Origin of the sequence: Staphylococcus sp. FSL W8-1270 (genome assembly GCF_038007165.1) — a bacterium.
GTDB lineage: Bacteria > Bacillota > Bacilli > Staphylococcales > Staphylococcaceae > Staphylococcus > Staphylococcus hominis.
Window position 1 is genome coordinate 921,920 of record NZ_JBBOWQ010000001.1, and the last position, 26,980, is coordinate 948,899.

A 26,980-nucleotide genomic window follows, 5' to 3' on the forward strand; every position below is an offset into this window, starting at 1 on the left:
TAAAGTGTTTTCTTTTAGGGTGCAGTATAATAGTATTGAGGCTTATTTTATTTAAAAAGGAGTGAGACAATGACAGAAAGGAGAATCGTTCATATTGATATGGATTGTTTCTACGCTCAGGTAGAAATGAGAGATAATCCTAAATTACAAGGAAAACCTGTCATTGTAGGTGGAAAAGCAAGTCATCGAGGAGTCGTTTCAACCGCTTCATATGAAGCACGTAAATATGGTGTTCATTCAGCAATGCCTATGTCGCAAGCACATAAACTATGTCCAAATGGGTACTATGTTAGAGCAAGATTTGATGTATATCGTGAAGTTTCAAGTAAGATAATGGAAATTTTTAAACAGTATACTGAAATTGTAGAACCTTTAGCACTAGATGAAGCGTATTTAGATATTACTCATTTAGTTAAACCTCATCGATCAGCATCAAAAATTGCTTCAAACATACGTAAAGATATCTTCAATAAAACAGGTTTAACGTCTTCTGCTGGTGTTTCTTATAATAAATATTTAGCTAAATTAGCTAGTGGAATGAATAAGCCTAATGGAATGATGGTTATTCATTATCAGAATGTGCATGACATACTAATGAACTTAGATATAGGTGATTTTCCAGGCGTTGGAAAAGCTTCTAAAAAAATCATGCATGAACATGATATTTATACTGGTAAAGATTTATATAGCAAATCGGAATTTGAATTGATTCGCTGGTTTGGAAAAAAAGGACGAGGACTTTATCAAAAAGCAAGAGGCATTGATGATAGTGAAGTAAAAGCAAGTAGGATTCGTAAGTCAGTAGGAACCGAACGTACTTTTTCAACAGATATTAATGATGATAAAGAGATTCTACAAAAAATATGGGAACTTTCTCGTAAAACATCTGAACGATTAACTCAATTGCAAAAGTCTGGCACAACAGTTACTGTCAAAATTAAAACGCATCGCTTTGAAACTTATTCTAAACAAAGAAGTTTGAGAGAAGCGGTAAGTAAAGACATTGATATTTATAATATAGCTTATGATTTATATCATGAATTAAAAGACCCTGATGTACCTATCAGATTAATTGGTGTTACAGTAGGTCATCTAGAGCAATCAACATATCAAAATATGACCATTTATGATTTCATTTAAAGATAGAAATAGATAAGATGTTTTAAATTATCTATTTCTATCTTTTAAATTTTTACCATGAAATTGAAGCACACTTTGTAAGCTATCATAGTGTTTTAATAATCTATAAGTAATCATTGCGCAAGCTTTTGCGTCATTCAGGGCATCATGATGGCCATGAAAATTTAAGTTGTAATGGTTCATTAGATGTTTTAATCCATATCGATAAGCTTTGATCGTACGTCTAGCAAGTTGATATGAGCAGAAATAGGTAAGTGAGGGAACAGCTATGTTTAAATGTTTTAAGCTTTGATGTAATACACCCATATCAAAAGCAGCATTATGTGCCACTACGGGTAATTGATTTATAAATTGCAACATATATGGAAAGACTTCTTTAAAATCTGGCGCACCTTTAACATCCTCAGGATGAATACCATGAACATGAATATTTGTTTCCGAAAAATAGTCATGAGGATTAACAAGCGTGTAAAACGTTTCGACTATTTCGTTATCTACTACTTTTACCATGCCAACAGAACAAATACTTGTTCTTTTTTTATTTGCAGTTTCAAAATCCAAAGCTATAAATGAATTTTTAAGCATTCTATATTCCTTTCTAAATATTTAAAATGAATTATTCACAGTTTAACAGAAAGTACGATTTAAATATAAATAATTGCTTTTTTCATAATCTATAGATAACAGAGTAAAAAATAGATACGGAATTTAAAGGGAAAAAGTTATAATTAGAAGTGTATTTTGTTACTTTTAATTGAGAATATTTTTTGTTACTTTAGATACATGATATAATTACTCGAGTGAATTATGCGAGGAGGAAAGACATGAGACAATGGACAGCAACACACTTGGCTAAACTAGCACGCAAGATAAGTATCGCAGCAGGAAAAAAAGGAACTGATTTACCAGGTCAAATTGCTCGCAAAGTAGATCAAAATATTTTACGAAAGTTAGCTTCACAAGTTGATGATATTGTTTTTATCAGTGGAACAAATGGTAAAACAACAACTTCCAATTTGATTGGGCACACTTTAAAAGCAAATAATATTGAAATTATACATAATAATGAAGGTGCTAACATGGCTGCTGGAATTACTTCGGCATTCATCATGAAAAATGTAAAAGATATTAAAGTAGCGGTCATTGAAATTGATGAGGGTTCAATTCCAAAAGTATTAAAAGAAGTTACACCTTCAATGATGGTATTTACTAATTTCTTTCGTGACCAAATGGATCGATTTGGTGAAATTGATATTATGGTTAATAATATTGCAAAATCAATTAGTAATAAAGGGATTAAATTAATTTTAAATGCCGATGATCCATTTGTAAGTCGTTTGAAAATAGCGAGTGATACAATTGTATATTACGGAATGAAAGCCCATGCACATGAATTTGAACAAAGTACTATGAATGAAAGTAAATATTGTCCGAATTGTGGTAGATTATTAACTTATGATTATACCCATTATAATCAATTAGGACATTATCATTGTGAATGTGGATTTAAGCGTGAAACACCTAAATATGAAGTTTCACAATTTGAGGTGCAACCATTTATTGATATGGATGTGAACGATGCGCACTTTGAAATGAAAATTGCTGGTGATTTTAATGCTTTTAATGCACTTGCTGCATATTCAGTATTAAAAGAGTTAGGCTTAAATAATGATGCAATTCGTAAAGGATTTAAAACATACACTTCAAATAATGGTCGAATGCAATACTTTAAGCGTGGTCAAAAAGAAGCAATGATTAATTTAGCTAAAAATCCTGCTGGCATGAATGTGAGTCTATCAGTCGGAGATCAACTTAAAGAAAAAAAAGTATATGTTATCAGTCTGAATGATAATGCTGCTGATGGCAGAGATACATCTTGGATTTACGATGCGGATTTTGAAAAGTTACGTAATCAAAATATAGAAAAAATTATTGTAACGGGTACAAGAGCAGAAGAATTACAACTTAGACTGAAATTAGCTGAAGTAGATGTTCCAATTATTTTAGAGAAAGATATTTATAAAGCTACAGCTTTAACTATGAATTATGCAGGCTTTACAGTAGCGATTCCAAATTATACATCACTTTCACCTATGTTAGAACAACTTAATCGCTCATTTGCAGGAGGACGTCAGATATGTACGAATTAACAGTTTTTCATTTTATGTCGGACAAATTAAATTTATATAGTGATATAGGAAATATTATTGCTTTAAAACAGAGAGCAAAAAAACGCAATATTAATTTAAAAGTTATCGAAATTAATGAAACTGAGGGAGTTACATTAGAAAATTGCGATATTTTCTTTATTGGTGGGGGTAGTGATAGAGAACAAAGTATCGCTACTAAAGAGTTAAGTAAAATTAAAACTATATTAAAAGATGCAATAGAAGATGGAATGCCAGGTTTAACCATTTGTGGTGGATATCAATTTTTAGGTACTAAATATATTACTCCTGATGGTACAGAGTTAGAAGGACTTGGAATTTTAGACTTTTATACAAAGTCAAAAACAGATCGTTTAACAGGAGATATCGTAATTAAAAGTGATACATTTGGAACAATAGTAGGTTTTGAAAATCACGGTGGTCGTACATATCATAACTTTGATACATTAGGTCATGTAGTAACCGGGTATGGTAATAATGATGATGATAAAAAAGAAGGTATACATTATAAAAACTTATTAGGAACTTACCTACATGGGCCTATATTACCGAAAAATCATGAACTTACTGATTATTTATTAGAGAAGGCATGTGAACGTAAAGGAATTCCATTTACACCAAAACAATTAGATAACACTGAAGAAGAAGCGGCGAAATATGTTATTATTGAACGTTCAGAAAAAGAATAAAAACGTTGGATGACTTGAATTATTTCAATTCATCCAACGTTTTTTTATGCTTTAACAAATCGATTATCTAGTAAATTGTAGATAAGTAAAATTTCATAAATAACGTGACTCTTAATTTGATTCTTATCGAATTCTTCTAGTATTTTGACTGAAGATTTTAAAGTAGATATAGATTTAGATTCTCTTTTAAAAACTCCATCTAAAGGGATATTGTTGATACTATTACTAATTTTTATAATTGCCATTTTTTCCTCAGTAGTAAAACAAATATTTACGTTTTTTGGTAAATAAATAATATTTGATAAATGTGTAGCAAGAAGTCTATCAATATATGCTCTATTTGACATATCTTTTAATTGTTTCCATTTATCTTCGTTATTTTTATGATAGCGTAATTCATCTCGTTGATAATTCATTAAAGTATCTGTTTTTTTATTCATATCAGATAAGGTTGCTAATGATGTATTACTATTATCTGAATCAAATTTTCCTAATAATAATTCATGACATCTAGAAGCGAATAGTTCATACAAATTATTTTCTGAATGAATTAAGTTCTCTTCGATTTGATGATAATATTTAGGCGGTAATACGAAAAAATTTACTAATCCAGCAGTTACTAGACCAATTAAAGCTGTTAAGAGTCTTGAGAAAAAATTAAAAAGATAGGCTTCATGAATACCAGGTATCATAGCAACTGAAGTTAATACTGCAACAGTTGTACCAACTTGGAGATTTAATTTTGTACACGCTAAAATAGTAAAAATAGCACTAAAGGTGTAAGTAAATGGAGATTGATCGCCGAAGATATAAGTAAAAATAACTGCAAACAATGCACCTATGACGGTAGCAGGAAGTCGACGATAACCTTTTCGTAAAGAAGCTTTAGCAGTTGGTTCAATCGAAACAATTGCTGTTAAAATAGCAAATATAGGAGTTAAGTTTAATAGTAAACAAAATAAAGTTGTTAGAAAAGTAGCTAGACCCGTTTTTATTGTTCTAGCGCCTATAATATGTTTATACCATTGATTCATATTGTTAAATCCTCTCAAAGAACGAACGTGATGATTATAATGTTAGAATAAGTTTAATATCAAGTTTGATGTAGTGAGACATCAAGTCAGTAGATATTACATTTCTTATTTAGTATATCAAAAAATTTTTGGTATAATAAGGTGGAATATTTTTTAAAAAGGAACGGGATAATATGATTGTAAAAACAGATGAAGAATTACAAGCGTTAAAAGAAATAGGATATATATGTGCAAAAGTGCGAGATACAATGCAAGAAGCAACTAAACCTGGTATTACTACAAAAGAATTAGACAATATCGCTAAAGAATTATTTGAAGAACATGGTGCAATCTCAGCACCTATTCATGATGAAAAATTCCCAGGTCAAACTTGTATTAGTGTTAATGAAGAAGTCGCTCATGGAATACCTGGTAAACGTGTTATTCGTGAAGGGGACTTAGTTAATATAGATGTTTCAGCATTAAAAAATGGATATTATGCAGATACTGGCATTTCTTTTGTAGTAGGAGAAGCGGATAACCCTTTAAAACAAAAAGTATGTGATGTAGCACTTGAAGCATTTGATGCAGCAATGGCTAAAGTAAAACCAGGTACAAAACTAAGTAATATTGGTAAAGCGGTACATGCTACAGCACGTAAAAATGATTTAACTGTTATTAAAAATTTAACAGGTCATGGTGTAGGACAATCTTTACATGAAGCGCCAAGTCATGTTATGAATTATTATGATCCTAAAGATAAGACGCTTTTAAAAGAAGGCGTAGTCATTGCAGTAGAACCTTTTATTTCATCTAAAGCAACATTTGTTACTGAAGGCAAAAATGACTGGGCATTTGAAACTAAAGATAAAAGCTTTGTGGCCCAAATTGAGCATACTGTCATTGTTACGAAAGATGGTCCGATGTTAACAACAAAAATTGATTAAGAAAAATGAAGTTGAAAAGAAGTCATTTTGATGTCGTCGTCCCATACTGATAATGATTCCACAACATAGAGATGTTCCATAAAGAACGTCTCTATGTTGGGATTCAGCGTCTCTGATGATGTTGAAAAAACTTGTGATAAAATGTATTTTCAAGAATTATTAGTATATTAAAAAGAGTCCGGAACATAAAGTTTCTGGATAAGTGAAAAAAGACAATTTCTATGCCTAAGACAACAATGATGTCTTAGGCTTTTTTATGACCAACGTTGTTCTACTTTGCCAAATTTCCAAATAAGAGTGGACATAAAACATGTAATCAAAAATAAAGCTACCAAAAAATAGCTTAATTAGTCAAAGCGAATCGACTGAACAATATTACAAAATACACATTTTACTGAAACACCTAAAAGAATAGACTTTAAAAACACAACACCAAATAATAAATAGTTAGTATCAGCGATAAATGAAAAACTAAATTTGAACATGTGAAGTAAAAAATGTTTAAGATATATGGATACCACCTTAAATCACTCTTTTCAATAGTATTCAACTCATATCCTTATTTTTAAATTAAAATTAATCGTACTTAAGTATGAGAAGAAAATGGTTCCTAGGACTATATTAAGTAAGATTCCACTCATTTATAATAAAGTTTAGTAAACAACGAGGTGGTTCTATGAATTATTTAGATTTATATTTACAACACTTTTTAAAAATAATTATAAAAAATAATATTAATGATTATCGTTCATTATTAGATGATAAGCTTCAGAGTATGGAACGATATATAAAATATTTAAAAAATAAAAAAGAAAAAATCAATACTTTAATTGACAGTTTATCTGCTACACTAGAGAATAAGTATATTGATATGATAAATATGTACAATATAAAGAATGCTCAGGAAGTTCATAATAATGAAATAGATTTATTAAAACAACGATTAGATAAATTTGAAGCATATTATGCCAAAATTGAAGCTAGTATTCATCGTTGTACGAAAGAACGTATTGCTGCAGAAGAACAATATGCAATAATTGAACAAATGAGTTATGTAGCTTAATTAAAATCAGGAGGCGACACATTGACACGTAAATATATATCTACTGAATTATTAATTATTTTTACAGCGCTAATGATTATCGCTAACTTTTATTACATCTTTTTTGAAAAAATTGGATATTTATTTATTTTATTATTAGGATGTATATTAATTTATGTAGGGTACCTTTACTTTCATAAAGTAAGAGGGTTATTGGCGTTTTGGATAGGAGCACTACTCATAGCGTTTACCTTGTTATCCAACAAATATACGATTATTATTTTATTTATATTTTTAGTAATAATCATTATTAGATACTTAGTTTTTAAATTTAAACCTTTGAAGATTGTGGCCTCGGAAGAAGAAGTGACCTCTCCTCAATTTATTAAACAACGTTGGCTAGGTGAACAACGTACTCCAGTATATGTATATAAATGGGAAGATGTGCAAATTCAACATGGGGTTGGAGATATTCATATTGATATGACAAAAGCAGCAAACATCAAAGAAAATAATACGATTGTAGTTAGACATATTTTAGGTAAAGTACAACTGATTGTTCCAGTTAATTATAATATTAATCTTCACATGGCATCATTTTATGGTACCGCTTATATAAATGGAGAAGCATATAAAGTAGAAAATAATCATGTCCAAGTAGAAGAAAAACCGAAAGAAGAAAATTATAGTGTAAATATATATGTATCAACATTTATTGGTGATGTTGAGGTGATTTATCGATGAATCACTATTTAAGAGCAATAGGATCCATGCTTATTTTAGTGTATAGCATGCTAACTGCGTTTTTATTTATAGATAAAGTTTTTGTAAATATTATATATTTTCAAGGAATGTTCTATACTCAAATATTTGGTATACCTGTGTTTCTATTTCTTAATTTAGTGATTATTTTACTTTGTATTATCGTTGGCTCTGTATTAGCTTATAAAATAAATCAGCAAAATGATTGGATAAAGAATCAAATTGAACACGCCATTGAAGGTGAAACGGTAGGTATTAATGATAAAAACATAGAACTATATAATGAAACAATTGATATTTATCAAATGTTAGTGCCTTTAAATCAAGAATTACAGCGATTAAGAATCAAAACTCAAAATTTAACAAATGAAAACTACAATATGAATGACATTAAAGTAAAAAAAATTATAGAAGATGAGCGTCAGCGTTTAGCAAGGGAATTACACGATTCAGTAAGTCAACAACTTTTCGCAGCAAGTATGATGTTATCAGCGATAAAAGAAACAGAACTAGAACCACCCCTTAACCAACAAATTCCAGTACTTGAGAAAATGATACAAGAATCTCAATTAGAGATGCGAGCGCTGTTACTACATTTGCGACCTTTAGGACTCAAGGATAAATCATTAGGGGAAGGTATTAAAGATTTAGTCATTGATTTACAAAAGAAAGTACCTATGAAAGTCATTTATGATATACAAGATTTTAAAGTGCCTAAAGGAATTGAAGATCATCTATTTCGAATTACACAAGAGGCAATTTCAAATACATTAAGACATTCTGATGGAACTAAAGTGACAGTCGAATTATTTAATCATCAAGATTATTTATTATTAAGAATTCAAGATAATGGTAAAGGCTTTAACGTAGATGAAAAAGTAGAACAAAGTTATGGATTGAAAAATATGAGAGAACGTGCATTAGAAATAGGTGCAACGTTTCATATCGTATCTCTACCAGATTCAGGAACTAGAATAGAGGTAAAAGCACCTTTAACGAAAGAGGAGGGTTAATATGACGATTAAAGTATTATTTGTAGACGATCATGAAATGGTTAGAATTGGTATTTCAAGTTATTTATCTACTCAATCTGATATTGAAGTAGTAGGAGAAGGATCATCAGGAAAAGAGGCAATTGAAAAAGCACATACGTTAAATCCTGATTTAATTTTAATGGATTTGTTAATGAATGATATGGACGGTGTAGAAGCGACGACACAAATAAAAAAAGATTTGCCTCATATCAAAGTAGTCATGTTAACAAGTTTTATAGAAGATAAAGAAGTATATAGAGCACTTGATGCAGGGGTTGATAGTTATATATTAAAAACGACAAGTGCCAGTGATATTGCAGAAGCAGTTAGAAAAACATATCGTGGAGAATCTGTATTCGAGCCAGAAGTTTTAGTAAAAATGAGAAATAGAATGAAGAAGAAAGCAGAATTATATGAAATGCTCACTGAACGTGAAATGGAAATATTGTTATTAATTGCTAAAGGCTATTCTAATCAAGAAATTGCCAGTGCTTCACATATTACAATTAAAACAGTAAAAACACATGTGAGTAATATTTTAAGTAAACTAGAGGTACAAGATAGAACACAAGCGGTTATTTATGCATTCCAACATAATTTAATTCAATAATAAAAAGCTCCTTATAAAGAAGTCAAAAAATGACTATCTCATAAGGAGGTTTTTCGTTAAAAGTTTTCTTTTCTATAGCTATTTATCTTTATCAAATTTATCTTTAATTTTATCAACAAAAGAGTCTTGTTCACTATGTTTATCATTGGGTGTAGGATCCACATCATAATTTTTTTCATATTTAGATGATGCTGTAGAATCGTATTCATATTTTGTATTCTCATTGTAATGATTTTCATTATTATCATCATGTTTTAAGGCAGCTTCTTCAGGTGTAGAACCTTTAATGACATGTCTTTGATGAATAATTGCATTAATTTCAGCACCAATAATGATAATGAAACATGTAATGTAAATCCATAGTAATAAAATGATGATTCCAGCAAGACTACCATATGTTTTAGAATAGTTGCCAAAGTTAGATAAATACCAACCAAATGCAAATGATCCTAATAACCATACAATAGAAGTAAAGATTGCACCAGGATATACAGATTTAAACTTAGTTTTAACGTTAGGTGCTACTGAATATAATGTTAAGAATAAAATAATAATAACAATAAGTGGTAACAATATACGCACTAAATCAAATATCCAAGCGACTTGTTGATCTAAACCTAACGGACCAAATAGATGATCTTTAATAAAATTACCAAATGTAGGTAATGTTAGAGCTATAGCTAATACAATAGCCATAACAATTGTAAACAAAATGCTTAATAATTTAAGAACAATAGGATTACGAGCATCTTCAACATCATAAGCAACATTAAATGAATTCATAATTGCTGTCATACCATTTGATGCTGACCAAATAGCTAAAATCAAACCAACTGATAATAAGCTACCACTAGAGTTACTTGTAATATCTTTAAAAATTTTAGTAACAACGTCAGCAGTCTCAGCAGGAGCATTTTGACTAACTAAGTCTTTAATTTGCTGAGGATCAATTTGGAATAATGGTAATAAAGTTAATAAAAAGATTAACATTGGGAATAAAGCTAATACAAAGTGATACGTCATTTGAGCCGCTAAACCTGAAGCATCATCTTTACCAATACGATAAACAAGATAAGATAAAAAATTAGAATTTTTAGTATATTTTGCAGGTTTATTTAATCTAGAAACGAAAAAAACTTGTTTATCTTTTTTAGGCTTTTTTGATTGAAATTCCTGAGGTTCTACGTATGTACGATCAACCTTTATTTTCTCTTTATTTTCTGTCTCTTTTTCCTTAATAGAGTTAAGGTACTTAGAGTTTGATTGATTTTTTTTTGACATAGGCGTCTCCTTAAAAATTAATTCTAAAATAAAGGCAAAACTACCTAAGTAAAAAGGAATTTTGCCTTTATTTTCTGTCAATTATATTTGATTAGCTAAGACGATTGTTTTTACGATTTACAAATGTATCTTTAGCATCTTTAATTGATTTTTCTAATTCTGGATTATTACGACGAATTTCTTCGATCGTATCTTTCCAATACAATACTTCATTTTTAATTGAAGTAATTTTAGAAGGTTTACGAGAACGATTACCTTCTTTAATGTCTTTGAATGATTGTACTAATGCATTACGTGTTGATTTATCTGCTAAAGTAGCAGCTCCACCAACGATAGCACCAATAATAATACCTGGAACAAATTTGTTTTCCATTTTAGTTACCCCTCTTTCAAATTAGTATCTTTAACGATGAAATCTATTAAATTGTCACAAGATGATTGTACCATGTCATATACACCTTCAAAATTATTTGTGTAATAAGGATCAGGCACATCAGTCTCTTCCATGTTACTAAATTCTAGCAATTTGAACAATTGACCTTTAAGATTGGGATTAATTGATTTAATATTATCCACATTACTTTGGTCCATAGCGATAATATAATCAAAATCATCATCAGGTTCAAATAATTCACTAACAATACCATCAAAAGGTATATGGTGTTGTTTCAGAATTTTTTGAGTACCTTGATGAGGAGGTTCACCTAAATTCCAACGTCCAGTACCCCTAGAATGTACAATAACATCAGAAATACCGCGTTCTTTTAATCGTTGACGCATGATTGCTTCAGCCATTGTAGAACGACAAATATTTCCAAGACATACAAAAGCTACATCTACCATCTTGTACTCCTCCAAACTTTAATATATAAACTATTTTATAGTTATTTTTAACATTTATAAAGCCATAATTTTACTAATTTCTATAAAAGTTTAATAAATTTTTATACTTTGATAAAATATGATAATAAAGAGGTGAAACAAATGGCACAGAATAATGAACAAATGATTAAAAATATTCGAAAAAAATTAAATATTGTAAATCAATCTTTAATTAATCCAGAAAAATTTAAAGATACAGATACAAAGGATATTAAAGACATTCATGATTTTGTTATGTCTAAAGATTCATTTTCACCAAGTGAAATTACAGCAATTGCTGATGAATTAGGTAATTTACGTCACGAGTAAGGAGAATTTAAATGGCCAATCAAGATTATCAAGACAAATTAAAACAATATGCAGAATTATTAGTAAAGGTAGGTATGAACGTTCAACAAAATCAACCTGTGTTTATAAGAACTTCTGTAGAAACTATAGAATTAACGCGCTTAATTGTCGAAGTAGCCTATAAAGAAGGCGCTTCAGATGTAAGAGTGGTATATACAGATCCTATTTTAGAACGCTTAAAATATGAAAATGAAGCTGTTGATTATTTTGAAAATCATGCTGTTAAAGCTTATGATGTTGAAGAGCGTATGGATTATGCTCGTAGAGGAGCAGCGAATTTAGCACTTATTTCCGGTGATCCAGATTTATTAAATGGCATTGATGCAGAAAAATTAAAAGCGTCTCAGTTTAATTATGGACAAGCATTCAAAGGGTATATGGAAGGTAGCCAAAAAAATGCATTTCCATGGGTAGTAGCTGCATTTCCATCTAAAGCATGGGCAAAACGTGTATATCCTAATTTGCCTGAAGAAGAAGCATACAGTCAATTTATCGATGAAGTATTCGAAATTGTACGTGTGGATGGAAATGACCCAATAACAAATTGGGAGCAACATGTGAAATCTCTAAGTGTACATGCAAATAAACTTCAAGAAAAAAATTATAAGGCATTACATTATATGTCTGAAGGCACTGATTTAACAGTAGGACTACCAAAAGGACATATTTGGGAAGATGCAACAAGCTATGTAAATGGAAATCAACAACCATTTATTGCTAACATCCCAACGGAAGAAGTATTTACTGCACCAGATAGAAATCATGTAGATGGCTATGTAACTAATAAATTACCATTAAGTTATAATGGTAATATTATTGATGGATTCACTTTAACATTTAAAAATGGTGAAATTATCGATGTTAAAGCAGAAAAAGGTGAAGAAGTTTTAAAAGATTTAATTAGCACAGATGAAGGCTCTAAGCGATTAGGAGAAGTTGCTCTAGTTCCAGATGATTCGCCAATTTCAAATCGTAATACTATCTTTTATAATACTCTATTTGATGAAAATGCATCTTGTCATCTTGCTATTGGTTCAGCCTACGGGTTTAATATTAAAGGTGGCACAGAAATGTCTACTGAAGAAAAAATAGCAAGTGGGTTAAATGATTCTAATGTTCATGTGGATTTTATGATTGGAAGTTCAGATCTAACGATATATGGTATTTTACAAGACGGCTCTAAAGAATTAGTTTTCGAAAATGGGAATTGGGCACAATAACTCATTTAAATTAGGAATAGGAGAAATAAAGTATGTCAAATTCTCAAGTTAATAAAAAATCTATGTCTGAATCAAAAAGTATTAAAACACGACAAGTATTTCCTCAAGATACCAATCATCACCATACAATGTTTGGTGGATCATTGATGGCTAATATTGATGAAATAGCTGCAATTACAGCTATGAAACATGCGAATGCACAAGTGGTTACTGCTTCTACTGACTCGGTGGATTTTTTAAGACCTATAAAAACAGGGGATATTACGTCTTATGAAGCAATGGTAAGTTACGCAGGATCAAGTTCAATGGAAATTTGTGTGCAAATTATTATTGAAGATGTGCTAAATAAGGAAAGACATTTAGCAGCATTGAGCTTTTTAACATTTGTTGCCCTAGATGAAAATGGAAAACCAACACGTATTCCTAAAGTGTACCCTGAAACTAAAATAGAAAAGTGGTTCTATGAAGGAGCACCAAAACGTGTTCAACGAAGAAAAGAACGACGTGAAGAAAGTAAAAAAACCATTGAATTTTTATCTGAAGCACAGCACATAGAAGATATTTAAGATTTATAATAAAAGTCAATACATATGATATAAATTATATGTATTGACTTTAAATTATACGAAAGGGTTTTAGGGCCTTGTTTTTTAAAAATAATTCAATGTAAAATTACATATAAATACAAAGTGTTTTGGTGAGACTCTTGAGGCAATAGGATATGCTAAAGACTACAGGCTGAAGTTGTGCCCTAAGAAAGCGAGTCAACAATACGCAGTATTGTAAATAAAATAGCCAGTAAATGAGTTTACAATAAACTCATTTACTGGCTATTTTGCTAGGAATTATGTCCCAGTTTCTTTTAATTTTATTGAAAACTATGTTCAGTGTGCATTGTGATTTCATTTTCTCTAAAGTTTGTATTTGGATAATACATATTTTTAACTAATACATTTGGTCCTAAACATTGGAAAGCTTCACAATGACAATTTAAAGATTTTGCTAAATCTGTTGATAACCAAGCATCAAATACATCTGTGAGCTTATCATTTTTAATATTAGAAATTGTTCCGTTTTCATCACCAAAATCTGTTACAATAACGTCCCCACTAAATACATTTACATTTAAGCGACTACGGCCATCTGGGTCATTTCGAACAGTAACATTTTTTTCATTTCTTAATCGTTCAAGTAAAAGTTGGTCATTTTCATCGTTTATGCAAGGATAGATTGGGAGAGTACCAAATAACATCCAAGTATTTTTATCACGAATGTCTAATAAATGATGAATAGCTTGCTTCATGTCTTTTAATGATAATACATTGAGTTGACTTGCAAAATCTGCTGGATACATAGGATGAACTTCATGACGACTACACTTCATATCATTAACAATTTCTTTATGTATGTTTTCTAAATGTGGTAGGGTATTTTGATTTAACATTGTTTCTGCTGAAACAAACATCCCTTGGTCAGATAATGTACTAGCATTATCTAGCATTTGTTCATATAATTTTAACTTTGCTTTTAAAGGAGGTTGTTTTTTCATTGCGCCAAAGCCCACCTCTGCAAATTCTTGGATGGTACCCCAATTATGAGAAATGTGCATGACATCAATATACTCAGCAATTTCTAGATATCGATCTTGAGGTAACGTTAAATTAGAATTCATTTGCACATATATGCCTCTTTGATGCGCATATTTTAATAATGGTTTAACAACATTATTTATAGATTTCTTTGAAAACATAGGTTCTCCACCTGTAATCGACATAGTACGTAAATTGGGAATTTCATCTAAACGTTGATAAATAAGATTCATAGGTAATGGATCAGGATCTTTTGTTTGTAATGTATAACCAACTGCACAGTGACTACATCTCATATTACATAAATTTGTTGTGGTAAATTCTACATTACTCAAAGTGAGTTGATCGAATTGTTTAATATCATTATAAGCTTCCCACGGATCATTATAAATTGAGATTGCTTGTTTAATTTTTGATGTTGTCATTATAAAAACTCCTAAACTTTTAAAACATTCTTCTTTATAAAATTACAATAAATATTATTAGAATTATATCTCTTTTTGTCAAATTTTGTTAGGATAGTTATGAATAAAAGCTAAAAATATTATATATAAGGAGTTAAATTCCGATGGATGAAAAACAAACTATTGAACAAATTAAAACAAGATTGTCTAAATTTTTAGAAGATATTGACCACGTTAATCCTGATGAAGTAAGTGTAAAAGATATTGATGAATGGATTGGATTATTAGATCAATTAGAAGAAAAAGTTAAGTTAGTTTCTAAGTAATTGTGGAGTATGAAAAAGTTTTTAACTAAATTTAATATTTATGTTTAAACCATCTTAAATTTGTCTATAATTAAATATAATAAAACGAAAGAAAAGGTGATTTTGGTTATGACTAAAAAAGTAGCAATTATTTTAGCTGATGAATTTGAAGATATAGAATTAACAAGTCCTAAAGAAGCATTAGAAGAAGCAGGATTTGAAACTGAAGTTATTGGAGATACTGCGAACGCTGAAGTTGTTGGGAAACATGGCGAAAAAGTTACAGTAAATGTAAGTATTGCTGATGCTAAACCAGAAAATTATGATGCAATATTAATTCCTGGTGGTTTCTCTCCAGATAATTTACGTGGAGATGCAGAAGGACGTTATGGAACATTTGCAAAATACTTTACTAAAAATGATGTTCCAACATTTGCTATTTGTCACGGACCTCAAGTTTTAATTGATACTGATGATTTAAATGGTCGCACTTTAACTGCAGTATTAAATGTTCGTAAAGATTTATCAAATGCAGGTGCCAATGTTGTTGATGAATCAGTAGTAGTTGATAATAATATTGTAACAAGTCGTGTACCTGATGATTTAGATGATTTCAATAGAGAAATCGTTAAAAAATTAAATGATTAATTTAAAATAACTTTTTGAAAGTTATATTTGAGCCTGAGACATGTGTAATTGTCTCAGGCATTTTTAATGTGTTGATAGTCGATGATTGAATTACAATGTAACTGTATTCTGGATAGGCTCCAATGAAACTGAGAATGTATCATTACAAGTCGTGTCAATTCATAAGCGTCTGATTGATTTGTTTTCCTTGTTTTCTAGAAATGGAGAAAATACGTTTTAAATGTTACTTTTAAAAATTCATATATTTATGAACTTAATATCGTTTTTTAAATCCGCTTATCCATCTTTAAAAAATCCTTCTCTATCTTCTTCAAAGTAACTTGAAAATTTGAGCGATATAAAAACCAATGATACACCTTGAGACTGATTTTTGATTGTTTATATAGATAAAAATAATACTTACTGTTAAACTCTCAATTATAGAGTGACCTTTAAGTAAAGGAGCAATCCCATGAAAAGAAGACAAAGAGATAACTATCCAAAAGAGAAAACAACTTATTATCAAAATGAGCCTTATTATAATACCTATTATCAACCTGTGGGTTCACCACCGAAAAAGAAGAAAAGTAAACGGCTCTTTCTAAGAATGTTTATTATATTTCTGATTATATTTGCTTTGTTTACTGGATTAATGTATTTTTTATCATCTAGAGCGAATGTCGATGATTTACAAACGATTGAAAATAAGAGTAATTTTGTATCATCAGACAATATGCCGAATTATGTTAAGGGCGCATTTATATCTATGGAAGATGAACGTTTTTCTAAACATCATGGATTCGATATCAAAGGGACAACACGTGCATTATTTTCAACGATTGGTGAACGTGAGGTACAAGGCGGGAGCACCATTACTCAACAAACTGTAAAAAATTATTATTACAATAATGAACGTTCATTTACACGTAAACTAAAAGAATTATTTGTCGCGCATAAAGTTGAACAGCAATACAGTAAAAATCAGATATTAAGTTTTTATTTGAATAATATTTACTATGGTAATAATCAATATGATATTGAAAGTGCAGCAAATTACTATTTTGGTGCAACTACAAATCAAAATAATAGTAGTTATCCGATTATTACTGTATTACAAAGTGCAATGCTAGCAAGTAAAGTTAATGCCCCAAGTGTATATGATATTAATAACGTATCAAATAATTTCAAGAATCGAATTAAAGTGAATTTAGAAAAAATGAGACAACAGAATTATATTTCTGACAGTCAATATCAAGAAGCCTTATCGCAACTTAATAATTATTAATATAGTAATATAACAATTTAATTAAATATAAACTAAGAGTGAGAATGAGAATAAATAAACTTCCATTTCGCTCTTTTTTAATATCAAATACTATATGTGTTAGATTTTCTGTTATAAAATAAATATATTATTAAAATACAATTTTTAATTAGTATGAGGAGAATAATGATGCCGAAAATTACTAAAATAGAAGTTCAAAAAAATAATAAAGAACGATTTAATCTCTTTCTTGACGAAGCATTTGAAATGGGAATTGATATAGATACACTCGTTAAATTCAATTTGAAAAAGAATCAAATGATAGATGCTGCAGAAATGGAAAAAATTCAAAAATACGAACACTATCGTCTAGGAGTTAATATGGCAATACAATATTTATCATATAAAAAACGAACTGAAAAAGAAGTTAGTGATTATTTGAAAAAGAATGATATTAATGAAATGGCAGTAGAAAAAGTGATTGAATATTGTTATAAAGAGCAATATATTAATCATGAAGATTATGCTGAAAGTTTAAAAAATACAATGATCAACACAACAGATAAAGGACCTGAAGTATTTAAACAAAAACTATACCAAGTTGGAGTAGAACCTAATATTATAGATAGATATGTTAAACGATATGAAGAAGAGCAACCTATAGAATCTATCATTCATGTTGCTAAAAAAATAATGAAAACTAAAAAAGGTCCTGTTGTTAAAGTAAAGCAAAAAGTAATGCATAGCTTAATCCAAAAAGGATATACAATAGAAACTGCACAATATGTACTTAATGAGTTAGACTTTGCTCAAGACGAAGAAGTGCTAGATGACTTATTACAAAAGGATTTAGAAAAAGTTTATAATAAACAATGTCGTAAATATGATGGTAATACATTAAAAATGAAAACAATAGAAGCACTTATGAGAAAAGGATATAATTATGATAAAATAAAAATTAAATTAGCAGAAAGTGGTATTTTAGATGAGTGACAAAAGATTAAGTGAAATGTCTGAACAGGAATTGAGACATGAAATACAATTATGTAAAGAAAAAATGCGTAAAGCTGAAATGAATGGCATAATGAATGAATATGATGTTTATGAAAGTAAAGTCATTGTAGCTGAGAGTTATTTAGTCGATCGTTCTAAAATTAATATAGGCAGAATGTATAAATTAAATGATGGTAGTGAACAATACTTTAAAGTTGAACGTTTAAAAGGGGTTTTTGCTTGGGGTTATAGAATAAATAGTACGAATCCTGAAGAGGGTTTACCCATTGCATTATTAAAAATTTAGAAGGATGTAACACAAATGGGAAGTTCAATCGTTTTAAAATTATTAAATGTTACACAATACTATAGAAACCAAAAGAATAGAAAGTGGTATTTGCCGTTTGGATATGGCGCGGAAGACATAGAATTAAATAAAATAACTTTACACATTTATCAAGGAGAAGCTCTTGCACTCATAGGAGAACCTGGTTCATCCAAAACATTGATTGGAAGAATTATGGCACAAGATATTGCACCTGATAGAGGGAAAGTTGTACAATCAGCAAGTATTTATTATGGAGATATAAAAAACAAACATTTATTAAATATGTCTGTTAAAAGTTATATTGAAGAAACACAATGCTTATTTAATTACGAGACGTCTTCACATATTGTCGATCAAATTATTAAATATGCGCATTTAGATGATAAATCTTCGATTCAAGTGAATAAACTTAGTCACTCTGAGTATGCGCAATTGATTTTAAGTGTTGCAAGAGTTTGTAAAACAGAAATTATTATTTTAAGTCATATTCTCGAATATCTTGATGAAGCTTTTTTAAATAAGGCGAAACAACTTTCAAAAGACTATGTGTCTAATGACTTATCAATTATATTTGTAGACGATGATATTTCTAAAATATCTCAAGTAAGTAACTATGTTACATGGATTTCTCACGGACAAGTGCGTATGGAAGGGTCTTTAAATGACGTTTTACCAGTATTTAATGATCATGAAAGAGATAGATTAAGTATCGAAGATGAAGAAACACTTAAGAATTTTGATTTGGATTGGAAGAAAAGTAGAAGTAGATTGCCGGAAATGAGTTATAACTTTAAAAGAGTCGAACGATACAAACATGTTAAAGTTCCGGATTTTATAGTTAAATTTTGGACGCTTTTAGTTTCAACGTTAATCGTCTTAGTGTTACTTGGCGCACTGGTAGTGAATAATATAGGGAAAATTGAAATTCCTATCAACGAATCTCAGAAGAAAGTTCAAAATCAAGACACGGATTCTTTTGAAAATAAATTGTCTTATGGAATTGTTCTACATGATGAAGTGACATTATCAAATCATCAAGATATTGAAATGCCAAAATATTCTTTTGTGACGATTACTGGAGAAAGTGCTTCAAAATACCGCTTAATTGTCGATGATGATACATATGAAGTAGGTAAGAACAAAATTTATTATTTTAATCCTGCTGCATTATATGAAACGCATAAATTTAGTACTTTAGCGCCTTATATGAAGTCAAACTACAGTAAGTATGTTGATTATTTTAATACTCAATTACATAAACCACATAAGCAAGTGAAAAAGACGCTTGTTCCTGAAAAAGATCAACGATTTGTGGTGCCTATTACACAACAACCTATTAAAATGTTATTTAATGATGAGGATAAGTTAACTGGTTTTGTATTTCCTATAGTAGATAAATCAAAATTAGAGCGTAAATTTAATATTAAAAGTAATGTATGGATTTCAAAATTAAATAATGGATATTTAATTGCAGATATGAAAAATAGTAAATGGATTTATATCGAATTGTAGGTGTAAACATGATAGATAAGTTAATATTATATTTTAAACATTTTCCATCTCTTTTACATTTGGCTAAAGCAAAAGTAAAAGAGACTTGGAAATATGATGTGATTTTATTTTTAATACAATTAATTATCATTAGTATCATAATTGGAGTGATGTATTTATTTAATACAGAAGAAATTGAAAAGGCCCAATGGATATATCGAATGATTGCGTTCTATACTTTTGTAACCATTGCTTATATTATATATAAATCATTCAAATTATATAAGTATGATTATCTTATTGCTAAATCATTTCAACTCACACCTATTATTACGCCCATCCTTAATGCACTGATAGGGGCTATCATCATCTGTGTTTTATCATTGATTACATCAATCTTTAAGCCAGTAAACCTTGAAACATCGGTGATATCTTTTGTTTATTTTATACTAATGTCGATTATATTTATTGTTTTTATATCAATAACATTAAGTTTATTGACTTTAATAAGTAAAAAAGTATTTAAATTTTATGTGGTAGCAACAATTGTGTTATTCTTTTTAGTACCTATCATTTTTATACCTAACAATAAGGCAAATATGATTGATCAAATATTAAAAATTAATCCATTATATTATTTGATTGACGGATTATCATCTTCAATTGTTTTTGGAGCTGTAAATATGTACAATATTGTGTATCATATTTATTTTATTGCTTTTTTAGTATTAATTGGAGTTATCAATTTTATTTTAACTCGACTTGTTGCCCATAAGAAATATGAATATATTTAATATATGAGTGAATCGTTATAAATAACATATATTTTTTATAATTTTATAATAATAACCCCTAAATGACTGTCAATAAGTCATCTAGGGGTTGTTTAAATTATAGTTAAAGTTAATAGATTAATGAGAGTACAATTTTTTTTGAAGTTTTTCTTCTGTAAATACCCATCCAATATAGGAATGGTCAATTTTTTGATCTTGAGTAAGATGTGCAATTGCTGCAAAAGAATAATGTCCTTTATTTAGATAACGTAAATCTATCAATCTTATCTCAGTTGTTTGATCATCAAGTTTACGTATTTGCCAACGATAGATAGAAGAGAATTTTAAAAACGTTCTTATTTCAGGATTACTTTTTATTTGCCATAAAAGTGTATCAGATGAGAATTGTTGACGTTTTACTTTATCACTAAACGTTATATTACGACCATAAGCTCTACCTACATAATCATAGCTTTCAGTTTGAATAGCTACACGCCATTCCATAAATTTCATAGTAGGTGCAACAAAAATTTTCACAGGATGATGTTCATCATGAATGAGTTTCAACGCTTGAGATTTGATTATTGATTGCATTTTAAATCTAACGATATAATAAATAATTAAAACGCCAATAATTGGAAAGAACACTAGATATGGATGAATGCCTAATAACCATAGCGTGATTCCAATACATAATATTAAAAAAATAATTGGATCGAATGTATTGATTACACCGAGTTGTATCCACTTATTTGATATAGGTCTAAGTGCTTGTGTACCATATGAATTAAAGATATCTACAAAAACATGTAAAAAGACCGCTAACTGAGCCCACATCCATATATGAGTCACATCTACATGTGGAAAGATAACGTATATTATAAAAGCAAGTAATATTGGCCATAAAATCGTAAAGGGTATGGAATGTGTAATACCACGATGATGTGAAATATAAGTTGCATTATTTTTTAATTTTAAAACCGTATCGCCATCAGGTATTAAAGAACCCGCAATTAAAGTTGTTGCAGTAGCTGTCATAGAATGTGACATTGCTGGGTCTTGTGTAGCTAAAGCAGTTAGTCCAATGCCGATAGCAATATGAGTGGCTGTATCCATAAAAGTTCACTCTTTTCATCTTGATTTAATATATATTATAATCTAAAAATTAGAATAACAAAATTAAGATACTTATCAAATATTAGAAAGTATTATAACTTATAAATTTTTTTATGTAAGAGAAAGGATAATTTAATGTTAAATGAAACGACATTTAAAAATAATATTGTGACATGGTTTGAGAAAAATCAACGAGAAATGCCTTGGAGAGAAACAACTAATCCATATTATATATGGCTAAGTGAAGTTATGCTTCAACAAACACAAGTTAAAACGGTCATTGATTATTACAATAAATTTATTCATCGATTTCCTACAGTTAAAGCGTTAAGTGAAGCAGAAGAAGATGAAGTATTAAAGTATTGGGAAGGTCTTGGATATTATAGCCGTGCCCGCAATTTTCATACAGCAATTAAAGAAGTACATCATAATTATAATGGTGAAGTGCCATCATCCCCTAAAGTTTTTGGTGAATTAAAGGGAGTAGGTCCATATACTCAAGCAGCTGTAATGAGTATTGCTTTTAATCGCCCTTTAGCTACTGTAGATGGAAATGTGTTTAGAGTATGGACTCGACTTAATAATGACTATCGTGATATCAAATTACAATCTACTAGAAAATCATTTGAAAAAGAGCTTCAACCTTTTGTACAAGAAGAAGCGGGTACGTTTAATCAATCAATGATGGAATTAGGTGCAACAATATGTACACCTAAGAATCCGTTATGCCTATTTTGTCCAGTGCAGGAAAATTGTGAAGCATTTCGAAAAGGAACTACGTTAGAGTTACCTATCAAGACTAAAAAGCAAGCTAAGAAAATAATTAATCAGGAGGTTTTTTTAGTCAGAAATCAGAAAGGTCAATATCTGATTGAAAAACGTCAAGAAAAGCTACTTAATGGTATGTGGCAATTTCCGATGTTTGAAAGTCCTAATGGGATTCAAAAACTAGAATATAAGTTAAACCAGTCATTAACTTTAGCTGAGAACGCAATATTTCAATTAAAGCATCAATTTACACATAAAACTTGGAATTTAAATGTTTATAGTGTGATTGAAGATATAAATATTGACTCAGCACAATTACCAGACTTTATGGAATGGTTTGATTTAGAAAATCGAGACGATTATTCTTTCCCAGTATCAATGAGTAAAATATATGAGTTTATTGTTGGTAAATAGAAAAACATATTATCTCTCTATATCTCTTTAAAGAAGTTTAAAAAAATATGGTATAATTCGAATTGTAAAAACTTTAAAAGGTGGTGTGGAGTATGGTTAAAGAATCCATACCTAAAGAAGGCGAAAATATAAAAATCCAAAGCTATAAACATGATGGAAATATTCATAGAGTATGGTCTGAAACAACGATTTTAAAAGGAACAGATCACGTCATCATTGGTGGGAATGATCATACCTTAGTAACTGAAAGTGATGGACGTACATGGATTACTAGAGAGCCTGCAATCGTGTACTTTCATTCTGAGTATTGGTTTAATGTAATTTGCATGTTTAGAGAAGATGGTATTTACTATTACTGTAATTTATCTTCGCCTTTTGTATGTGATGAAGAAGCTTTAAAATATATTGATTATGATTTAGATATTAAAGTTTATCCAAATGGTAAATATCATTTATTAGATGAGGATGAATATGAACAACATATGAAACAAATGAATTATCCTCATGAAATAGACGTAATACTCAGAAGAAATGTAGACATTTTACAACAATGGATAGAACAGAAAAAAGGTCCTTTCGCTCCTGACTTTATAAAAGTTTGGAAACAAAGATATAAAAAAATTCGTAATTACTAAGCATAATTGAGGCAAATAGTAATTAATTAGTTTATAGTACTTGAGTAATAAATAAGAGGTTGAAACTACTTGCCTATTCTTAAATAAATGAGTTTATGAATAGAGGGTTCAACCTCTATTCATTTTTTGATAATAAAATTAAGGAGGAGTCAGTGTGATTCGACGATATTTAGAATTTGTTAAACCATATAAATATCGTATTTTCGCAACGATTATTATTGGAATTATAAAATTTGGTATTCCAATGTTAATTCCATTATTAATTAAATATGCGATTGATGGTGTCATTAATAATGGTACATTAACTACCAATGAAAAATTCCATCATCTTGCTATAGCGATAGGTATTACTCTATTTATATTTTTAATTGTGCGCCCGCCAATTGAATACCTTCGACAATATTTAGCACAATGGACGAGTAATAAAATTTTATATGATATTCGTAAGCAATTGTATGACCATTTACAAGCTTTAAGTGCTCGATTTTATGCAAATAATCAAGTGGGACAAGTTATATCGAGAGTAATTAATGACGTAGAACAAACGAAAGACTTTATTTTAACTGGGTTAATGAATATTTGGTTAGACTGTGTAACGATTATTATTGCGCTTTCTATTATGTTCTTCTTAGATATTAAATTAACACTTGCAGCAATTATTATTTTTCCTTTTTATATCTTTACAGTATATTTTTTCTTTGGACGTTTAAGAAAATTAACACGTAAACGTTCACAAGCATTAGCGGAAGTACAAGGATTTTTACATGAACGTGTTCAAGGTATGTCTGTAATAAAAAGCTTTGCAATTGAAGATAATGAAGCGAAAAACTTTGATAAAAAAAATAAAAACTTTTTAAGTAGAGCGTTTCAACATACTTCATGGAATGCCTATTCATTTGCAGCTATTAATACAGTCACAGATTTAGGTCCTATCATTGTTATTGGAGTAGGGTCATATTTAGCAATCACTGGTTCAATTACAGTAGGTACCTTAGCAGCTTTTGTAGGATATTTAGAACAATTATTCGGACCATTAAGACGTTTAGTTTCTTCATTCACAACTTTAACGCAAAGTTTCGCCTCTATGGATCGTATTTTTCAATTAATGGATGAAGACTATGACATTAAAAATAAAAAAGGTGCACAACCTATTGAAATAAAAGAAGGACATATTGAATTAAAAAATGTAAGCTTTAAATATAATGAAGATGAATCTTTAGTTTTAAAAAATATAAATTTAAATATAAACAAAGGTGAAACAGTAGCATTCGTCGGTATGAGCGGGGGAGGTAAATCTACGCTTATTAATCTTATTCCACGTTTTTATGATGTAAGTGAAGGTGAAATTTTGATCGATAGTCATAATATTAAAGATTATTTAACAGGAAGCTTGAAAAATCAAATTGGACTTGTTCAACAAGACAATATTTTATTTTCTGATACTGTAAGAGAGAATATTTTATTAGGACGTCCTGATGCTACTGAAGAAGAAATAATCGAAGCAGCTAAAATGGCAAATGCGCACGACTTTATTATGAATTTACCGAATGGCTATGATACTGAAGTTGGAGAACGTGGCGTAAAATTATCTGGTGGCCAAAAGCAACGTTTATCTATTGCGCGTATTTTCTTAAATAATCCACCTATATTAATTTTAGATGAAGCGACAAGTGCACTTGATTTAGAAAGTGAAGCAATTATTCAAGACGCATTAGATGTTTTAAGTAAAGATAGAACTACACTTATTGTAGCTCATAGATTATCAACAATCACACACGCAGATAAAATTATTGTTATGCAGCATGGCCAAATCGTTGAAACGGGTACACATAAAGAGCTGATTGCTAAAAAAGGTGAATATGAACATTTGTATAGCATTCAAGATTTATAACTAAATAATGAATACTAAAAAAGACAAACTCAACTTTGATAGTTAAGTTTGTCTTTTTTAGTATTGATATTTAATTTTTATAAATCAAAGTCTTCATCTTGAATTTCAATATCCGTGTCATTACGATGATACGTAAAGAAACTTAATCTTAGTCTATCTAAATGCTCTAAATAATATCGATATTCTTCAATAGCTGCGATAATTTGCATGATATTCGAATATGAATATTCTACTTGATATGGATTTTGAATTAATTGATATTGAAAAGCATCCATAAGATTTTTCTTTTGAGGATTTAAAATTTGATTATCAAAATCATCTACATTATAACGCGCCTTTTTTGATAAACTTTTTAAAATTTGTTCATGATACGCTGTTAATGAATCTAACTCTAATTTAATTTGAAATAATAAATTATGATTCGTATTATGCAAATCATTTTGATATCTAGCCATACGATTTAATACTTCGTAAGCTTGTCGAGTTGTTCCAACGACCTCTTTAAATAATATCTTTTTACGATTTTGTTGGAAAGCAGCTTTTCTTGTAAACGTACGTTCTTCGTGATAATAGTTATAGATTTGTTCTAATTTTATGATGCGAGATTCTAACTGTTCACCATCTTCTTTTATCTGATGATATTCAGAAGTATCATTAATCACAAGTTTAAACCATATAAATATGTCGGAAGAAATATTAACCGCATTATGATAAATTTTAGTTTCGAATTTTGGAGGTAAGAATACTAGGTTTACAAGTGAAGCACTTAAAACTCCAATCATTACTAAAATAAATCTAAATGTAGCTGCAAGATAAAACGATCCTGTATGTTGCCCCATAATGATTAACGCAGTGACACCTGCTAATGTTGCTACATGCGCCAAGTTTAATTTGTATAAAATGGCGATTAATAGAATGACTGTGATACCCATAATCACAATGTTTTTACCAAAAATGGTTACCATAATCACTGCTAATATAGCACCGATTAAATTACCTGTAGCTTGTTCAGATATCGTTTTCATTGAACGATATATATTAGGTTGCATTGCAAAAATAGCACTTATTCCTGCTACAGATTTCAAACCAACATTATCAGGTAAAAAAGAAGCGATAAAAAGGGCGAGAATGATAGCAATTCCAGTTTTAAGTATACGTGCGCCTAATTTCAAATACAACGCTCCTTTAAATAACAAGTTTATAGTTTAATGTATTTTTAAATTAGTATACACTCAACAAATAAAAC

At 29.5% G+C, this 26,980-nt stretch carries 29 protein-coding genes; 21 read left to right on the forward strand and 8 right to left on the reverse strand.

Annotated features, from left to right (window positions below; all coding sequences use genetic code 11):
- Positions 1-69 precede the first annotated feature (69 nt).
- Positions 70-1,140: a DNA polymerase IV gene (gene dinB, locus NSU06_RS04595; protein ID WP_017175236.1), complete on the forward strand. Its 1,071-nt coding sequence runs from the start codon at positions 70-72 to the stop codon at positions 1,138-1,140.
- Positions 1,141-1,167: 27 nt separating this feature from the next.
- Here dinB and NSU06_RS04600 read toward each other — a convergent pair whose 3' ends face one another.
- On the reverse strand, positions 1,168-1,725 hold the full coding sequence (locus tag NSU06_RS04600) for a 3'-5' exonuclease (protein ID WP_017175235.1): 558 nt from the start codon (positions 1,723-1,725) through the stop codon (positions 1,168-1,170).
- Between the two features lie 239 nt (positions 1,726-1,964).
- Here NSU06_RS04600 and NSU06_RS04605 point away from each other — a divergent pair, with 239 nt between their 5' ends.
- Together NSU06_RS04605 and NSU06_RS04610 are read left to right on the forward strand one after the other, a co-directional pair.
- Complete coding sequence (locus NSU06_RS04605) at positions 1,965-3,290, forward strand: Mur ligase family protein (protein WP_017175234.1); 1,326 nt, start codon at positions 1,965-1,967, stop codon at positions 3,288-3,290.
- Positions 3,278-3,997, forward strand: coding sequence for a type 1 glutamine amidotransferase (locus NSU06_RS04610; protein WP_017175233.1), 720 nt, complete (start codon positions 3,278-3,280; stop codon positions 3,995-3,997). The genes NSU06_RS04605 and NSU06_RS04610 overlap by 13 nt, the downstream gene beginning before the upstream one ends.
- A gap of 44 nt (positions 3,998-4,041) precedes the next feature.
- Here the strand turns inward: NSU06_RS04610 and NSU06_RS04615 are convergent, their stop codons facing one another.
- Positions 4,042-5,031, reverse strand: coding sequence for an FUSC family protein (locus NSU06_RS04615; protein ID WP_017175232.1), 990 nt, complete (start codon positions 5,029-5,031; stop codon positions 4,042-4,044).
- A 173-nt stretch (positions 5,032-5,204) separates the two neighbouring features.
- Here NSU06_RS04615 and map point away from each other — a divergent pair, with 173 nt between their 5' ends.
- From map to vraR, 5 genes are all read left to right on the forward strand, one after another.
- Positions 5,205-5,957 (forward strand): type I methionyl aminopeptidase, encoded by a 753-nt coding sequence (gene map / locus NSU06_RS04620; protein ID WP_017175231.1) that lies wholly within the window; start codon positions 5,205-5,207, stop codon positions 5,955-5,957.
- Positions 5,958-6,633: 676 nt separating this feature from the next.
- Positions 6,634-7,020: a hypothetical protein gene (locus NSU06_RS04630; protein ID WP_017175230.1), complete on the forward strand. Its 387-nt coding sequence runs from the start codon at positions 6,634-6,636 to the stop codon at positions 7,018-7,020.
- Positions 7,021-7,041: 21 nt separating this feature from the next.
- On the forward strand, positions 7,042-7,743 hold the full coding sequence (gene vraT, locus NSU06_RS04635) for a cell wall-active antibiotics response protein VraT (RefSeq protein ID WP_017175229.1): 702 nt from the start codon (positions 7,042-7,044) through the stop codon (positions 7,741-7,743).
- Complete coding sequence (vraS, locus tag NSU06_RS04640; protein ID WP_017175228.1) at positions 7,740-8,774, forward strand: sensor histidine kinase VraS; 1,035 nt, start codon at positions 7,740-7,742, stop codon at positions 8,772-8,774. The genes vraT and vraS overlap by 4 nt, the downstream gene beginning before the upstream one ends.
- Before the next feature lies 1 nt (position 8,775).
- Entirely contained in the window at positions 8,776-9,405 is a 630-nt protein-coding gene (gene vraR, locus NSU06_RS04645; protein ID WP_002450048.1) for a response regulator transcription factor VraR, read from the forward strand.
- A 78-nt stretch (positions 9,406-9,483) separates the two neighbouring features.
- Here the strand turns inward: vraR and NSU06_RS04650 are convergent, their stop codons facing one another.
- The 3 genes from NSU06_RS04650 to NSU06_RS04660 all read right to left on the reverse strand — a co-directional run bounded on the left by NSU06_RS04650 (position 9,484) and on the right by NSU06_RS04660 (position 11,529).
- The gene (locus NSU06_RS04650) at positions 9,484-10,686 is read right to left on the reverse strand and encodes a YihY/virulence factor BrkB family protein (protein WP_061815718.1); all 1,203 of its coding nucleotides are present in this window, start codon (positions 10,684-10,686) and stop codon (positions 9,484-9,486) included.
- Positions 10,687-10,777: 91 nt separating this feature from the next.
- A complete protein-coding gene (locus NSU06_RS04655) occupies positions 10,778-11,059 on the reverse strand; it encodes a hypothetical protein (protein ID WP_002450075.1) in 282 nt (93 codons plus the stop codon).
- Between the two features lie 5 nt (positions 11,060-11,064).
- Complete coding sequence (locus NSU06_RS04660; RefSeq protein WP_017175226.1) at positions 11,065-11,529, reverse strand: low molecular weight protein-tyrosine-phosphatase; 465 nt, start codon at positions 11,527-11,529, stop codon at positions 11,065-11,067.
- A gap of 141 nt (positions 11,530-11,670) precedes the next feature.
- On the opposite strand from NSU06_RS04660, the gene NSU06_RS04665 reads away from it, so the two are divergent.
- From NSU06_RS04665 to NSU06_RS04675, 3 genes are read left to right on the forward strand one after another with little or no spacing between them, the layout of a single operon-like run.
- The gene (locus tag NSU06_RS04665; RefSeq protein ID WP_002450082.1) at positions 11,671-11,877 is read left to right on the forward strand and encodes a DUF1128 domain-containing protein; all 207 of its coding nucleotides are present in this window, start codon (positions 11,671-11,673) and stop codon (positions 11,875-11,877) included.
- A gap of 11 nt (positions 11,878-11,888) precedes the next feature.
- On the forward strand, positions 11,889-13,136 hold the full coding sequence (locus NSU06_RS04670; protein WP_017175225.1) for an aminopeptidase: 1,248 nt from the start codon (positions 11,889-11,891) through the stop codon (positions 13,134-13,136).
- A gap of 32 nt (positions 13,137-13,168) precedes the next feature.
- A complete protein-coding gene (locus NSU06_RS04675) occupies positions 13,169-13,702 on the forward strand; it encodes an acyl-CoA thioesterase (protein WP_017175224.1) in 534 nt (177 codons plus the stop codon).
- 302 nt (positions 13,703-14,004) lie between these two features.
- Here NSU06_RS04675 and yfkAB read toward each other — a convergent pair whose 3' ends face one another.
- Entirely contained in the window at positions 14,005-15,150 is a 1,146-nt protein-coding gene (gene yfkAB / locus NSU06_RS04680) for a radical SAM/CxCxxxxC motif protein YfkAB (protein WP_017175223.1), read from the reverse strand.
- Between the two features lie 143 nt (positions 15,151-15,293).
- Between yfkAB and NSU06_RS04685 the strand changes: the two genes are divergently transcribed.
- The 7 genes from NSU06_RS04685 to NSU06_RS04715 all read left to right on the forward strand — a co-directional run bounded on the left by NSU06_RS04685 (position 15,294) and on the right by NSU06_RS04715 (position 20,931).
- The gene (locus tag NSU06_RS04685; RefSeq protein ID WP_002450046.1) at positions 15,294-15,455 is read left to right on the forward strand and encodes an SE1561 family protein; all 162 of its coding nucleotides are present in this window, start codon (positions 15,294-15,296) and stop codon (positions 15,453-15,455) included.
- Positions 15,456-15,563: 108 nt separating this feature from the next.
- Positions 15,564-16,082, forward strand: a complete 519-nt coding sequence (locus NSU06_RS04690; protein ID WP_017175222.1) for a type 1 glutamine amidotransferase domain-containing protein — start codon at positions 15,564-15,566, stop codon at positions 16,080-16,082.
- Positions 16,083-16,533: 451 nt separating this feature from the next.
- A complete protein-coding gene (gene sgtB / locus NSU06_RS04695; RefSeq protein WP_017175221.1) occupies positions 16,534-17,346 on the forward strand; it encodes a monofunctional peptidoglycan glycosyltransferase SgtB in 813 nt (270 codons plus the stop codon).
- Positions 17,347-17,514: 168 nt separating this feature from the next.
- Positions 17,515-18,318 (forward strand): recombination regulator RecX, encoded by an 804-nt coding sequence (recX, locus tag NSU06_RS04700; protein WP_017175220.1) that lies wholly within the window; start codon positions 17,515-17,517, stop codon positions 18,316-18,318.
- Entirely contained in the window at positions 18,311-18,625 is a 315-nt protein-coding gene (locus NSU06_RS04705) for a YfhH family protein (protein WP_002455132.1), read from the forward strand. The genes recX and NSU06_RS04705 overlap by 8 nt, the downstream gene beginning before the upstream one ends.
- Before the next feature lie 15 nt (positions 18,626-18,640).
- Positions 18,641-20,158 (forward strand): ATP-binding cassette domain-containing protein, encoded by a 1,518-nt coding sequence (locus tag NSU06_RS04710; protein ID WP_017175219.1) that lies wholly within the window; start codon positions 18,641-18,643, stop codon positions 20,156-20,158.
- A gap of 8 nt (positions 20,159-20,166) precedes the next feature.
- Positions 20,167-20,931, forward strand: a complete 765-nt coding sequence (locus NSU06_RS04715) for a teichoic acid transporter (protein WP_019835724.1) — start codon at positions 20,167-20,169, stop codon at positions 20,929-20,931.
- Between the two features lie 117 nt (positions 20,932-21,048).
- On the opposite strand, the gene NSU06_RS04720 is transcribed toward NSU06_RS04715, so the two are convergent.
- A complete protein-coding gene (locus NSU06_RS04720) occupies positions 21,049-22,026 on the reverse strand; it encodes a metal-dependent hydrolase (protein ID WP_017175217.1) in 978 nt (325 codons plus the stop codon).
- A 135-nt stretch (positions 22,027-22,161) separates the two neighbouring features.
- Between NSU06_RS04720 and mutY the strand changes: the two genes are divergently transcribed.
- The 3 genes from mutY (at position 22,162) to NSU06_RS04735 (ending at position 25,734) form a co-directional block, all read left to right on the forward strand.
- Entirely contained in the window at positions 22,162-23,208 is a 1,047-nt protein-coding gene (mutY, locus tag NSU06_RS04725) for an A/G-specific adenine glycosylase (protein ID WP_017175216.1), read from the forward strand.
- Between the two features lie 92 nt (positions 23,209-23,300).
- Positions 23,301-23,843 (forward strand): nucleoside tri-diphosphate phosphatase, encoded by a 543-nt coding sequence (ntdP, locus tag NSU06_RS04730; protein WP_017175215.1) that lies wholly within the window; start codon positions 23,301-23,303, stop codon positions 23,841-23,843.
- A 154-nt stretch (positions 23,844-23,997) separates the two neighbouring features.
- Positions 23,998-25,734, forward strand: coding sequence for an ABC transporter ATP-binding protein (locus NSU06_RS04735; protein WP_340779503.1), 1,737 nt, complete (start codon positions 23,998-24,000; stop codon positions 25,732-25,734).
- Between the two features lie 77 nt (positions 25,735-25,811).
- On the opposite strand, the gene NSU06_RS04740 is transcribed toward NSU06_RS04735, so the two are convergent.
- Positions 25,812-26,906, reverse strand: a complete 1,095-nt coding sequence (locus NSU06_RS04740; RefSeq protein ID WP_017175213.1) for an FUSC family protein — start codon at positions 26,904-26,906, stop codon at positions 25,812-25,814.
- Between the last annotated feature and the right edge of the window lie 74 nt (positions 26,907-26,980).